The 14,056-nt window shown below is 47.6% G+C and carries 10 protein-coding genes; 9 read left to right on the plus strand and 1 reads right to left on the minus strand.

The genetic code is table 11. From position 1 onward, the window contains the following. The 9 genes from ABUA47_RS17720 to ABUA47_RS17760 form a co-directional block, all read left to right on the plus strand. On the plus strand, positions 1-1,873 hold a 1,873-nt coding region (locus ABUA47_RS17720; protein ID WP_349831839.1), incomplete at its 5' end, for a RecQ family ATP-dependent DNA helicase. 102 nt (positions 1,874-1,975) lie between these two features. Then, positions 1,976-3,451, plus strand: a complete 1,476-nt coding sequence (guaB, locus tag ABUA47_RS17725; protein ID WP_009037818.1) for an IMP dehydrogenase — start codon at positions 1,976-1,978, stop codon at positions 3,449-3,451. An 89-nt stretch (positions 3,452-3,540) separates the two neighbouring features. Next, the gene (locus ABUA47_RS17730; protein ID WP_005829563.1) at positions 3,541-5,103 is read left to right on the plus strand and encodes a peptidylprolyl isomerase; all 1,563 of its coding nucleotides are present in this window, start codon (positions 3,541-3,543) and stop codon (positions 5,101-5,103) included. Positions 5,104-5,160: 57 nt separating this feature from the next. Then, the gene (locus tag ABUA47_RS17735) at positions 5,161-6,009 is read left to right on the plus strand and encodes a peptidylprolyl isomerase (protein ID WP_005829565.1); all 849 of its coding nucleotides are present in this window, start codon (positions 5,161-5,163) and stop codon (positions 6,007-6,009) included. Positions 6,010-6,019: 10 nt separating this feature from the next. Next, on the plus strand, positions 6,020-7,387 hold the full coding sequence (locus tag ABUA47_RS17740; RefSeq protein WP_005829568.1) for a peptidylprolyl isomerase: 1,368 nt from the start codon (positions 6,020-6,022) through the stop codon (positions 7,385-7,387). Positions 7,388-7,412: 25 nt separating this feature from the next. Then, a complete protein-coding gene (locus ABUA47_RS17745; RefSeq protein WP_005829570.1) occupies positions 7,413-9,134 on the plus strand; it encodes an OstA-like protein in 1,722 nt (573 codons plus the stop codon). 4 nt (positions 9,135-9,138) lie between these two features. Beyond that, a complete protein-coding gene (locus ABUA47_RS17750; RefSeq protein WP_005829571.1) occupies positions 9,139-9,429 on the plus strand; it encodes a hypothetical protein in 291 nt (96 codons plus the stop codon). A gap of 39 nt (positions 9,430-9,468) precedes the next feature. Beyond that, complete coding sequence (gene mutL / locus ABUA47_RS17755) at positions 9,469-11,385, plus strand: DNA mismatch repair endonuclease MutL (RefSeq protein ID WP_005829573.1); 1,917 nt, start codon at positions 9,469-9,471, stop codon at positions 11,383-11,385. Positions 11,386-11,514: 129 nt separating this feature from the next. Then, complete coding sequence (locus ABUA47_RS17760; protein WP_009037822.1) at positions 11,515-12,708, plus strand: OmpA family protein; 1,194 nt, start codon at positions 11,515-11,517, stop codon at positions 12,706-12,708. A 156-nt stretch (positions 12,709-12,864) separates the two neighbouring features. On the opposite strand, the gene trpS is transcribed toward ABUA47_RS17760, so the two are convergent. Beyond that, the gene (gene trpS, locus ABUA47_RS17765; RefSeq protein ID WP_005829577.1) at positions 12,865-13,959 is read right to left on the minus strand and encodes a tryptophan--tRNA ligase; all 1,095 of its coding nucleotides are present in this window, start codon (positions 13,957-13,959) and stop codon (positions 12,865-12,867) included. Positions 13,960-14,056: the final 97 nt, after the last annotated feature.

Raw genomic sequence — 14,056 nt, forward strand, 5'->3', positions numbered from 1 at the left:
GGTCCGGTCCGACATACTCAGTGGTAAGACAAAGCTGTTGTATGTAGCTCCGGAATCACTGACGAAGGAAGAGAATGTGGAGTTTCTGAAAACGGTGAAGATTTCGTTCTATGCCGTGGACGAAGCCCATTGTATTTCTGAATGGGGTCATGACTTCCGTCCTGAGTATCGCCGCATCCGTCCCATTATCAATGAAATAGGAAAAGCCCCTCTGATAGCGTTGACTGCGACGGCTACACCGAAAGTGCAGCATGACATCCAGAAGAATCTGGGTATGGTGGATGCGCAGGTGTTCAAGTCATCGTTCAACCGCCCGAATCTCTATTATGAGGTACGCCCCAAGACTGCAAATGTAGACCGGGACATCATCAAGTTCATTAAGAACAATCCCGAAAAGTCAGGCATTATCTATTGCCTGAGCCGGAAGAAAGTGGAGGAGCTTGCTGAAATCCTGCAGGCAAACGGAATCAATGCCCGTGCCTATCATGCCGGAATGGATTCGGCTACACGAACACAGAACCAGGATGATTTCCTGATGGAAAAAATTGATGTGATTGTAGCTACCATTGCTTTTGGTATGGGGATTGACAAACCGGATGTGCGCTATGTCATCCATTACGATATACCCAAAAGTCTGGAAGGATATTACCAGGAGACCGGACGTGCCGGAAGAGATGGAGGAGAAGGGCAGTGTATTACTTTCTATACCAATAAAGACTTGCAGAAGCTCGAGAAGTTTATGCAAGGCAAACCTGTAGCAGAGCAGGAAATTGGCAAGCAGCTTCTGCTGGAGACTGCTGCGTATGCCGAATCTTCCGTATGCCGCCGAAAGGCGTTGCTTCATTACTTCGGTGAAGAATATATGGAAGAAAATTGTGGTAATTGTGACAACTGTTTAAATCCGAAAAAACAAGTGGAAGCTCAAGAATTATTGTGTACCGTGATTGAAGCTATTCTCGCGGTGAAAGAAAATTTTAAAGCGGACTATATTATAGACATAATACAAGGTAAGGAAACTTCAGAGGTGCAGGCGCATCTGCACGAAGATCTTGAAGTGTTCGGCTCTGGTATGGGCGAAGAAGACAAAACGTGGAATGCTGTGATCCGTCAGGCGCTTATTGCCGGTTATCTGAGTAAGGATGTCGAAAACTATGGCTTGCTGAAAGTGACGGATGACGGTAGGAAGTTCCTTAAACATCCCAAATCATTCAAGATAGTGGAAGACAATGACTTTGAGGATGTGGAAGAGGAAGCACCTGCACGTGGAGGCGGTGCGTGTGCGGTAGACCCGGCATTGTACTCCATGTTGAAGGACTTACGAAAGAAGTTGTCCAAGAAGTTGGAAGTTCCTCCTTATGTCATTTTCCAAGACCCATCTTTGGAAGCGATGGCGACCATATATCCGGTGACTTTGGACGAGTTGCAGAACATACCGGGTGTAGGAGCCGGAAAGGCAAAACGCTACGGCGAGGAATTCTGTAAACTCATTAAGCGGCACTGTGAGGAGAATGAGATTGAACGTCCCGAGGACTTGCGTGTGCGTACTGTGGCCAATAAGTCAAAAATGAAGGTGGCCATCATTCAGGCCATTGATCGTAAGGTGGCATTGGATGACATTGCCATGTCAAAGGGCATTGAGTTTGAAGAGCTGCTGGATGAGATAGAAGCTATCGTCTACTCCGGAACGAAATTGAATATCGACTATTTCTTGGAGGATATTATGGATGAAGACCACTTGCTGGATATCTATGATTATTTCAAGGAATCTACCACTGATAAGATTGACGATGCTCTGGATGAGTTGGGTGATGACTTTACGGAAGAAGAGGTACGTTTGGTACGCATCAAGTTTATTTCAGAGATGGCAAACTGATTGGTTTTAGTTGATAAAAAAGAAAAAAATGTTGCGTGCAAGTATACGGAATGGAATAAAAACCGTATATTTGCACGCAATAAATTTTAAACGCATAGCCCTATGTCATTTATTGCTGATAAGATTGTAATGGATGGATTAACTTATGACGACGTACTGTTAATCCCCGCTTATTCTGAAGTCTTGCCTAAAACAGTCGAACTCTCGACTAAGTTTTCACGAAACATTGAGTTAAAAATCCCGTTTGTAACTGCTGCCATGGATACGGTTACCGAAGCGAAGATGGCTATTGCCATTGCCCGCGAAGGTGGTATCGGAGTTATTCATAAGAATATGTCCATTGAGGAGCAGGCACGTCAGGTAGCTATTGTGAAGCGTGCTGAAAACGGTATGATTTATGACCCGGTGACTATCAAGAGAGGTTCTACGGTAGCTGATGCGCTGGCTTTGATGGCTGAATACAAGATTGGTGGTATTCCGGTGGTAGATGATGAAAGATATTTGGTAGGCATTGTTACCAATCGTGACCTTCGTTTTGAGAAAGATATGAATAAGCGTATCGATGAGGTAATGACTAAGGAGAACATCATTACTACCAATCCTACGACGGATATGGAGGCTGTTTCTCAAATTCTGCAAGAACATAGAATCGAGAAGTTGCCGGTAGTAGATAAAGACAACAAATTGGTAGGTCTGATTACCTATAAGGATATTACCAAGGCAAAGGATAAACCTATGGCGTGCAAGGATAGCAAAGGTCGTCTGCGCGTTGCTGCCGGAGTGGGAGTGACGAATGACACTTTGGAGCGCATGCGGGCTTTGGTGGATGCAGGGGCGGATGCCATTGTCATTGATACGGCTCACGGACATTCCAAGGGGGTTATTGAAAAATTGAAAGAAGCCAAGGCTAACTTCCCTCATATTGATATTGTTGTTGGTAATATTGCTACCGGTGAAGCTGCGAAGGCATTGGTCGAGGCTGGTGCTGATGGAGTAAAGGTGGGCATCGGTCCGGGTTCCATCTGCACTACCCGTGTAGTTGCCGGTGTGGGTGTTCCTCAGTTGTCTGCGGTTTATGATGTGGCAAAGGCACTGAAGGACACGGGTATTCCTTTGATTGCCGATGGCGGTTTGCGTTACTCGGGCGACGTAGTGAAGGCGTTGGCTGCCGGTGGTTACAGCGTGATGATCGGTTCGCTGGTTGCCGGAACGGAAGAGTCTCCGGGCGATACGATTATTTTCAACGGTCGTAAGTTCAAGTCCTATCGGGGTATGGGGTCGCTGGAAGCTATGGAAAATGGTTCCAAGGACCGCTACTTCCAAAGCGGTACCAGTGACGTGAAGAAATTGGTTCCAGAGGGCATTGCTGCCCGCGTTCCTTATAAAGGTACTTTGTATGAAGTGATTTATCAGTTGGTTGGCGGTCTGCGTGCCGGTATGGGCTATTGCGGTGCAGCCAATATAGAGAAACTGCACGATGCCAAGTTTACCCGCATTACTAATGCAGGTGTACTCGAAAGCCATCCGCATGATGTATCTATAACCAGTGAGGCACCGAACTATAGCCGTCCAGAGTAAGATAATAACAAAATAATAGTGAATGCCCGGAGAGAGATTGCCGCTTTCCGGGCATTTTGTTTATATTTGCAGCCGTATAAAAAGAACGGATGGTGCTTATGGTTAGATTGTTTTGGGTGTTTTTCTTCCTCGGGTTCGGATTGGCTGTTTCGGCCCAGGACGATCCGGTACTGATGCGTATCAATGGAAAGGAGGTCCTCCGTTCTGAATTCGAACGTAGCTATAATAAGGGCGGTACCTCTGTCGGTGCAGGCCGGAAGGCATTGGATGCATATGTGAATAAGTTTATAGACTTCAGGCTGAAAATAGAGGCTGCCGAAGTTGCGGGATTGGATACTTCCCGTGTCTTCCAGAAGGAGCAGGATGAGTATCGCCGCTGTCTGATTAAATCATACTTGACAGATGAGGAGACGGCAGAGCAGGAGGCACGGCAGTATTATGACAAGATGAAATCCGGCCGGCGTGCGGGCCGGGTATATGTGAAGCATATTTTTAAATATCTTCCCCAGAATATTTCCGGTCATACCTTGCGTGAGATGGAGTCCAGGATGGATTCTATCTACAGGGCTCTTGCAAAGGAAGGGGGAGCTGTGCCGTCTTTCGATGCTTGCGTCGAGCAATTTTCCGATGAGAAGAAAGCGTTTTGGGTGGGTTGGCTGCAGATGCCGGTGGAGTTTGAGGATATTGTATTCGGGTTGAATGCCGGAGAGATTTCCCGTCCGTTCCTCACTCCTCAAGGCATTCATATCGTGAAAGTACTCGAACAGCAGGAAATCCTTCCTTTTGAGAGGATGAAGGACAAGATAATCCGTTGTCAAACCCGTCGTCATGGAATGGATAAAGGAACGCGGGCTTTTGTGGATAAACTGAAGAAAGAATATCACTATATGCCGGATAAAGCCGGTATCGACGAACTGCTGGCCAAAGGAAGCACTTCCCGTGTATTGTTTACACTGGATGGCAAGGCATACGGTGGAAAAGAGTTTGCCGGATTTGCCGCTGTTTATCCGGCAGGGACGCGCAGACAGTTGGAGGCTTTTACAGTAAAAACGATTCTGGACTATGAAAACTCCCGTCTGGAATTGAAGCATCCCGAATTCTGTGCGTTGGTGCAGGGGCATCGTGACAGCATGTTGCTTGCCGAAATCACTGACCGTGAAGTGGGAAAGAGGAGTGTGGTGGATGAAGCGGGATTGAAAGCATATTTTGAGGCGCACCGTTCGGACTTCCATTGGGACGAACCGCGTTATAAGGGTATTGTGCTGCATTGTACTACCAAGCGGGTGGCGAAGCAAGTACGGAAATTTCTGAAACAGATTCCGGAAGAGGAGTGGATGGATGCCATCCGTCTCACTTTCAATGCCGGCGATACTCCCAAGGTGCGGGCAGAGCAAGGATTATTTGCTCCCGGTGATAATGCATATGTGGATGAATTGGTGTTCAAAGGGAAGAATGCAACCCCGGTTTTGTCATTTCCCTTTACTGCTGTACAAGGTCGTAAGCAGAAGGGACCAGATAGTTGGCAAGAGGTGCGAGAGCCGCTCGTAACCGCTTATCGGAACTATTTGGAAACGCATTGGGTGGCAAAGTTGCGTGCTGCCGGTAAGGTTGAAATTGACCAAGAGGTTTTAAAAACCGTTAATAATCACTGATGCAACCGATTAAAACACTATCTTCGTACCTCAAAACGAAGTAAATATCAGTTGGTGATGCGAACAACCTGCTTTGGGCTTTTAATTTTCCTTCTCTGTGCGGCGTGCAGCGAGCAGCACGACCATAAAGGGTGGACACCGTTAGTGGAGTTGGACGGCAATTTCCTTTACCGGGAAGATTTGCAATCGGTACTTCCTGCCGGTTTGTCCAAAGACGACAGTCTGTTGTTTGCAGAACATTATATCCGTAATTGGGTGGAAGATATTTTGCTGTACGATAAAGCGCAGAGCAATATTCCCAATAACGGTGAGATTGATAAACTTGTGGAGAATTATCGCAAAGCATTGATAATGCATACCTATCAGCAGGCTTTAATACATCAGCGGCTATCAGAGGAGATTTCAGAACAAGACTTGACGGAGTATTACGAGAAGAACCAGGCGCTCTTCAAGGTGGAACGTCCGTTGATGAAAGGCTTGTTCATCAAAGTTCCTTTGACAGCCCCGCAGCTGGGCAATGTTCGTCGCTGGTACAAGACGGAAACCCGTGAGGCGGTGGAACATCTGGAAAAGTACAGTCTGCAGAATGCTGTGAAGTATGAGTATTTTTATGATAAATGGGTGCCGGTATCGGAAGTGCTGGATATGCTGCCCTTGAAGGTTCCTAATGTGGACGAGTATCTGGACAAGAATCGCCATGTAGAGCTGAAGGATACGGCTTTCCATTATTTCCTGAATGTGAGCGATTATCGCCCGGTGGGAGAGCAGGAACCCTATGAGTTTGCCCGTAGGCAAGTGAAGGATATGCTGCTGAACGTGAAGCAGGTGGAATTCATGAAGCAAGTGAAGGATGATTTGTACCAACGGGCGGTGAAAAGAGACAAGATTAAATATTATTTAGAATAAGACACCAAGAATGAAACAGTGTATGAACTTTAAGTTTGTAATTTTATTTGCCTTGACGCTATTAGTCGGTTCTACCGTTTATGGACAAGACAACGTAATTGACGAGGTAGTGTGGGTAGTAGGTGACGAGGCTATACTGAAGTCCGAAGTGGAAGAAGCACGCATGAGTGCATTGTATGAAGGACGCAAATTTGACCGTGACCCTTATTGCGTGATACCGGAGGAGATAGCCGTGCAGAAGCTGTATCTTCACCAGGCTGCCCTCGACAGTATCGAAGTATCCGAGAGTGAGGTTATCCAGCGTGTGGACTATATGACGAACATGTATATCGCCAACATCGGTTCGCGTGAGAAAATGGAGGAATACTTCAATAAGACTTCCAGCCAGATTCGTGAAACGCTGCGCGAGAATGCCCGTGAAGGATTGAAAGTTCAGAAGATGCAGCAGAAACTGGTGGGTGAGATTAAGATAACTCCGGCTGAGGTGCGCCGTTACTTCAAGGATTTGCCGCAGGACAGCATTCCTTATATCCCTACCCAGGTGGAGGTGCAGATTATCACTCAGCAGCCCAAGGTTCCTTTGGAGGAAATAGAAGATGTAAAGAGGCGTCTGCGTGAGTATACCGACCGTGTCAATAAGGGCGAAAGCTTTTCCATGTTGGCTCGTCTGTACTCCGAGGACCGTGGCTCGGCCATGCGTGGCGGTGAAATAGAGTTTTCGGGACGCGGTATGCTGGACCCCGCTTATGCCAATGTAGCTTTCAACTTACAAGACCCCAGCAAGGTTTCCAAGATTGTAGAGTCTGAATATGGTTTCCATATCATTCAGTTGATAGAGAAGCGCGGTGACCGTATTAAAACACGCCACATTCTGTTGAAACCGCATATTCCGGAAGAAGCTCTGGCTGCCGGTTGTGCCCGTTTGGATTCTATTGCCGATGATATCCGCAATAACAAGTTCTCTTTTGAAGAGGCTGCCTCAGTGCTTTCGCAGGATAAGGATACGCGTAACAATCATGGTTTGTTGCCGAATCCCAATACGAACACTTCCCGTTTTGAGATGCAGGAACTTCCCCCTGAAATAGCCAAGGTGGTGGATAAGATGAAAGTGGGCGAAATCTCCGAAGCCTTCACCATGATTCCGCAAAAGACCGGAAAAGAAGAGTGTGTGATTGTGAAACTGAAGAGCCGTACGACGGGACACAAGGCTACCATTGCCGATGACTATCAGAACTTGAAAGAGATTGTGTTGGAGAAACGCCGCGACGAAGTGCTGGACAAGTGGATTCGTGAGAAGCAGAAGCACACGTATGTCCGTATCAAGGATAATTGGAAGAATAACTGTACGTTCAAGTATCCGGGCTGGATCAAAGAATAATCCGGAAGGATTTACATGGATTTGTATGCAAAAGAAGAATACAAAAAATCATTTCCTGAACAAGCATAGATACCTCCTGGTAGGCATTCTATGCTTGTTTGGCATCTGTCTGCTGAGTGCGCAGGACAAAAAGAAGAGTACTGGTGCACCGGAGAAGAGGAAAGTGGACTCGATTGAACAGAAAAAGACGGAGACGTCGGAAAAGAAGAAGACGCGCGTCGATTTGTTGTACGCAGATGAGGCGCAGGCAGACAAACAGTTGCGTCCTGATGTGCAGGTACTCATCGGTTCGGTGAGGATGAAGCATGACAGTATGTACATGTTCTGTGATAGTGCGCTGATATTCGAAAAGATAAATTCTGTGGAGGCATTCGGCAATGTGCGTATGGAGCAGGGTGACACCTTGTTTATCTATGGAGACTATCTGTATTATGACGGCATGTCGCAGCTGGCCATGCTGCGTGAGAATGTACGTATGATAAATCGTAATACGGTGCTGACAACCGACAGTTTGAACTATGACCGTCTGTACGATTTGGGTTATTACTTCGAAGGCGGTACGCTGACCGACGAGGATAATGTGCTGACTTCCGAGTGGGGAGAATATAGCCCTGCCACCAAGTTGGCTGTCTTCAACCACGACGTGAAGCTGGTCAACCCGAAGTTTGTCTTGACTTCGGATACCTTGAAGTATAGTACAGCTACCAAGATTGCTACCATTCTAGGCCCCTCCGACATTGTGAGTGACCAAAATCATATTTATTCCGAACGTGGCGTGTACAATACGACTACTGAGCAGGCAGAACTGCTCGACCGTTCCGTACTGACTAACGAAGGCAAGAAACTGACCGGTGACAGCCTTTTCTACGACCGCATCTTGGGATACGGCGAGGCTTTTGACAATGTACAGATGAATGATACGGTCAACCGGAACATGTTGACTGGCGACTATTGTTTCTACAACGAACTGACCGGAAGCGCCGTTGCCACCAAACGTGCCGTAGCTATCGACTATTCGCAGGGCGACAGTCTGTTTATGCACGGTGATACTTTGCGGCTGATTACCTACCATATGAATACCGATTCCATGTACCGGGAGATGCGTGCCTATCATAAGGTGCGTGCTTATCGCACGGATGTGCAGGCCGTATGCGATTCGTTGGTGTATAATTCCAAGGACTCTTGCATGACGATGTACACCGACCCTATCTTGTGGCACGGGGAACAACAGTTGTTGGGCGAGGAAATTAAAATTTACATGAACGATAGTACCATCGACTGGGCACATATCATCAATCAGGCCCTGACGGTAGAGAAAAAGGACAGTATTCACTATAACCAAGTTTCCGGTAAGGAGATGAAAGCTTTCTTCATAGATGGAGACATGCGTCTGGTGGAGGTAAACGGCAATGTATTGGTGGTGTATTATCCGGTAGAGGAGAAGGACAGTTCGCTGATTATGATGAACTATTCGGAAGGTGGACTTTTGAAAATGTACTTGAAGGAGAGAAGAATGGAGCGCGGAGTCTTTGTTGGAAAGACTACCGGTACAGCCTATCCTTTGGACCAGATTCCACCAGATAAGAGCAGGCTGCCTTCTTTTGTTTGGTTCGACTACATCCGTCCGCTCAACAAGGAGGACATCTTCGAGTGGAGGGCTAAAAAAGCAGGTGAAGTATTGAAGAAAAGTGACCGGAAACCTGTAACTTCGCCAAGGAATATGCATATTAAACGAAATAATAAGTAGCGTCATGGGAATGTTTGCAATGCGGAAGCCTCGTGGCTTCAATCATAGCTATATCTATGTGGATGAGCGGAAAGAGAAGTTGGCGAAGATGGAAGAAAACGCCAAGCGTGACCTGGGTATGCTGCCGGAAAAGGAATTCTCGCCCGAGGATATACGGGGCAAATTCATAGAAGGAACAACTCACTTGAAGCGGCGCAAGGAGAGCGGACGTAAGCCGATGCATTTGGGCATAATCCTTGTTGTCATAGCTGTGCTGATTTATCTGTGGTATGCCATCAGTAACGGAATCATTTAATAATGATTAATCATTAATCTCTAATCATTAAACATTATCATGAGCGATATCATTCATTTGCTGCCCGATTCGGTTGCCAATCAGATTGCTGCCGGAGAGGTGATTCAGCGTCCGGCATCTGTTGTGAAGGAATTGGTGGAAAATGCAATTGATGCCGAAGCAGAGGAAATACATGTGCTGATTACCGATGCGGGCAAGACCTGCATCCAGGTGATTGATGACGGAAAGGGGATGTCCGAAACGGATGCGCGTCTTTCTTTTGAACGCCATGCAACTTCAAAGATACGCGAAGCTGCCGATTTGTTTGCCCTACGCACCATGGGCTTCCGTGGAGAAGCGTTGGCTTCCATTGCTGCGGTAGCTGAAGTGGAGTTGAAAACACGCCCAGCCAGCGAGGAACTGGGGACGCGACTGTTGATTGCCGGCTCTAAAGTCGAGGGCCAGGAAGCCGTTTCCTGCCCTAAGGGAAGCAATTTTTCCATCAAGAACCTATTCTTCAATATTCCTGCCCGGCGTAAATTCCTGAAAGCCAACTCTACGGAGTTGAGCAATATCCTTACGGAATTCGAGCGTATAGCGCTGGTGCATCCTGAGGTAGCCTTCTATCTGTATAGTAATGATACGGAATTGTTCAATCTTCCGGTAATGCCTTTGCGGCAACGCATCATGGCAGTTTTCGGAAAGAAACTGAATCAGCAGTTGCTGTCCGTAGACGTCAATACGACGATGATAAAGATTTCCGGTTTTGTTGCCAAGCCGGAAACCTCGCGCAAGAAAGGAGCGCACCAATACTTTTTTGTGAACGGGCGTTATATGCGTCACCCCTATTTCCACAAAGCGGTGATGGACGCTTATGAGCAGCTGATTCCTGCCGGTGAGCAAATCTCCTACTTTATTTATTTCGAGGTAGACCCTGCCAATATCGATGTGAACATCCATCCGACGAAGACGGAGATTAAGTTCGAGAATGAGCAGGCTATCTGGCAGATTCTGTCGGCTGCGGTCAAGGAATCCTTAGGCAAGTTTAGCGCTATACCTACTATCGATTTTGATACCGAGGACATGCCGGATATTCCTGCATTCGAGCAGGCTCGTCCGATAGAGCCTCCGAAGGTACACTATAACACGGATTTCAATCCCTTCAAGACGTCTTCCGCTTCTTCCTATGGAGGCGGTGGCAATTATTCGCGCCCCAAAGTGGAGTGGGAGGGGCTTTATTCCGGTTTGGAAAAAGCCAGCAGGATGAACGAGCCGATGGAGGAAGAGCCTTTTGTAGAGGATACGGTTACCGGTACGGCTCCAAGAGAGGAGGAGAGGGTTCCTTATTTCCAGGAAACGGTTCCTTCCGGGGCAAGCGCCTCTTTCTATGGCAATGAGGCAACGGTAGAGAAAGGAGCGCAACACTTCCAGTTCAAGGGGCGTTTTATTCTGACTTCCGTTAAATCGGGTCTGATGCTGATAGACCAGCACCGGGCGCATGTCCGGGTATTGTTCGACCGCTATATGAGCCAGATTCGACAGAAACAAGGCGTATCCCAGGGGGTATTGTTTCCGGAGATTATCCAGTTGCCGGCTTCGGAAGCTGCCGTACTGGAAAGTATATTGGAAGATTTGTCGGCAGTAGGCTTCGATTTGAGCCCGCTGGGTGGCGGCAGCTATGCCATCAACGGCATACCTTCGGGCATAGAGGGGTTGAACCCGGTAGAATTGGTCCGGAATATGGTACATACTGCTATGGAAAAAGGGAATGACGTTAAGGAAGAGGTGCAGACAATTCTTGCATCGACCTTGGCACGTGCTGCGGCCATCGTCTATGGACAAGTGCTGAGCAACGAGGAAATGTCCAATCTCGTGGACAATCTGTTTGCATGCCCATCCCCGAATTATACTCCGGACGGAAAGACGGTGCTGGCGACCATTAAAGAAGACGACATAGAAAAGCTTTTCTCCAAATAAGGAAGAGTACTTTCTTTTGCATCAAGGCAAAAAAAGTACAAATATTCAGAACCTTTTAGTTCTGTTGGCGTTAATTAGACAGTTTGAATGATAAAGAGTTTAATTAACCACTTAACTATTTTAAGGTATATGAAAAAGATTCTAATGTTACTGGCTTTAGCTGGTGTGTCTTCTGTTGCCATGGCGCAGCAAAAGACTGAAGTTGTGGAAGAATTTGGTGTTATCCAGGTTCAGGATAAATATCAGGTAATCACTAATCCGTTCTGGAGTAATTGGTTTTTCTCTATAGGCGGTGGTGCCGAAGCAACTTTTGGAGATAATGATAAGGCAGGAAGTTTTGGCAAGCGTATCAGTCCGACGCTGAATTTTGCCATCGGCAAATGGTTCACCCCGGGACTGGGAGTACGTCTGCAATATAGCGGCCTTCAGGCAAGAGGATATACGTATGATGCAGGTGCTGACTACGTGAAAGGCACTCAGATGGATGACGGCTACTACAAACAGCGTTTCGACTATATGAATCTGCACGGAGATGTGATGTTCAATCTGAATGCGCTGTTTGGAGGATACAACCAGCACCGTGTGTATGAAATCATTCCTTATGTAGGTGCTGGCTTCACTCACAACTACACAAAGCCTCACCGCGAAGCTCTGTCTGTAAACGCGGGTATCATCAATCGCTTCCGTATTTCCAATGCGATAGATATTAACCTGGAGCTGAGCGCAATGGGCGTTGAAGATAAGTTCGATGGCGAAGTTGGCGGCGATCATGGATATGATGGCGTGCTGAGTGCAACGGTAGGGTTGACATACCGTTTCCCCGCCCGTGGATTCCGTCGCCCGATGCCTCAGTTGATTTCTCAGGTAGAGCTGGCTGCCATGCAGGCACAGCTTGCAGAGATGGGAGCTGCCAACCAGCAGCTGCAGAATGCATTGGTGGCTGCACAGAACCAGCCGGTGGCCGAAGTTACGGAAACCGAAGTGATTGTTCCCGATCCGGATATAGCACCGCGTACCGTATTCTTCAATATCGGTTCTGCCGAAGTCTCTCCACGTGAAGCAATGAACTTGTCTTATCTGGCAGACCAGATGAAACAGTTCCCGAACGCCACTTACACTGTAAACGGATATGCAGACTCTGCAACCGGTACGCCGGCATTCAACAAAGAGTTGAGTTTGAAGCGTGCACAAGCCGTGGTCGATGTATTGGTAAAACAATACGGAATTCCTGCTGACCGCCTGAAGGTGGATGCCGGTGGTGGTGTCGATAAGTTCGGACAGCCGATTCTGAACCGTGTGGTATTGGTGAAATCTGCCAATTAGAAAGCTACGAGCTACAAGCTACAAGGAGTTACGAGTTATAGAAATGAGAAGGGGCATGCGTTATTATGACGCATGCCCCTCATTTTTTGTAACCAGTAACTTGTAACAGGTAGCTCCTTGTAACTCGTAACTTCTGTAACTCGTATCTCCTATCCCTTATTCTCCGCCGAATTTCTTTACTTGCTCTGCAATCAGTTCCGCATCATCAAAGTAGTTTATCTTCATAGCCTTGCGTACATCGTCCAAGGTTGCGGCAGCGGTTTCCCTGGCAGTTTCGCAACCTTTCTTCAGCATGTCGTAGATGGCGGGGATGTCTTTTTCAAACTCCTTGCGGCGGTTGCGGATAGGCTCCAGTGTCTCCTGCATAATTTCGTTGAGGAACTTCTTCACTTTCATGTCGCCCAGACCGCCACGTTGGTAGTGGGCTTTCAGTTCGTCCAGATTCGGATATTCGGGCAGATAAAGGCCGAAGTGTTCCGGACGGCAAAAGGCATCCAGGTAAGTGAATACGGTGTTGCCTTCCAATTTTCCGGGGTCTTGCACACGCAGGTGGTCGGGGTCGGTATACATGCTCTTCACCTTCTTCTGCACCTCGTCGGCAGAGTCCGAAAGATAGATACAGTTGCCGAGGCTCTTGCTCATCTTGGCTTTGCCGTCCGTTCCCGGCAGGCGCAGGCAGGCTGCATTGTCGGGCAACAGGATTTCCGGTTCCACGAGGGTTTCACCATATATATAGTTGAAACGGCGTACGATTTCACGAGCTTGTTCAATCATCGGCTCCTGGTCTTCGCCCACGGGCACGGTAGTGGCGCGGAAGGCGGTAATGTCCGCTGCCTGGCTGATGGGGTAGGTGAAGAAACCTACGGGGATGCTTGTCTCGAAATTACGCATCTGGATTTCGGTCTTTACCGTCGGGTTGCGTTGCAGGCGGCTCACGGTCACCAGGTCCATATAGTAGAAGGTCAGTTCGCAGAGTTCCGGTATCTGGGATTGGATGAAGATGGTACTCTTCGTCGGGTCCAGTCCGCAAGCCAGGTAGTCCAGTGCCACCTCGATGACGTTCTGGCGCACCTTTTCCGGATTCTCCATATTGTCCGTCAGCGCTTGTGCGTCGGCGATGAAGATGAAAATCTTGTCGTACAAGCCGGAGTTTTGCAGTTCCACTCTTCTTCTCAATGAGCCTACATAGTGTCCTATGTGCAGGCGTCCTGTGGGGCGGTCGCCCGTAAGGATGATTTTTTCTTTTGCCATATTATGTATTTTTTAGTTTCTTCATTGTATAAAAGCCATTAAGACCGGCAAAGATACCTATAATTATCGAAACCTCAAGGGATGACGCTTTCTTTCC

It is taken from the genome of Bacteroides sp. RTP31139st1_H2_RTP31139_211217, from assembly GCF_040227615.1.
Classification (GTDB): domain Bacteria; phylum Bacteroidota; class Bacteroidia; order Bacteroidales; family Bacteroidaceae; genus Bacteroides; species Bacteroides uniformis.

Coding starts and splice junctions, on each gene's coding strand:
- ABUA47_RS17760 (WP_009037822.1), top strand. CDS start 11,515: ATGAAAAAGATTCTAATGTTACTGGCTTTAGCTGGTGTGTCTTCTGTT.
- ABUA47_RS17745 (WP_005829570.1), top strand. CDS start 7,413: ATGCAAAAGAAGAATACAAAAAATCATTTCCTGAACAAGCATAGATAC.
- mutL (WP_005829573.1), top strand. CDS start 9,469: ATGAGCGATATCATTCATTTGCTGCCCGATTCGGTTGCCAATCAGATT.
- trpS (WP_005829577.1), bottom strand. CDS start 13,959: ATGGCAAAAGAAAAAATCATCCTTACGGGCGACCGCCCCACAGGACGC.
- ABUA47_RS17750 (WP_005829571.1), top strand. CDS start 9,139: ATGGGAATGTTTGCAATGCGGAAGCCTCGTGGCTTCAATCATAGCTAT.
- ABUA47_RS17735 (WP_005829565.1), top strand. CDS start 5,161: ATGCGAACAACCTGCTTTGGGCTTTTAATTTTCCTTCTCTGTGCGGCG.
- guaB (WP_009037818.1), top strand. CDS start 1,976: ATGTCATTTATTGCTGATAAGATTGTAATGGATGGATTAACTTATGAC.
- ABUA47_RS17740 (WP_005829568.1), top strand. CDS start 6,020: ATGAAACAGTGTATGAACTTTAAGTTTGTAATTTTATTTGCCTTGACG.
- ABUA47_RS17730 (WP_005829563.1), top strand. CDS start 3,541: ATGGTGCTTATGGTTAGATTGTTTTGGGTGTTTTTCTTCCTCGGGTTC.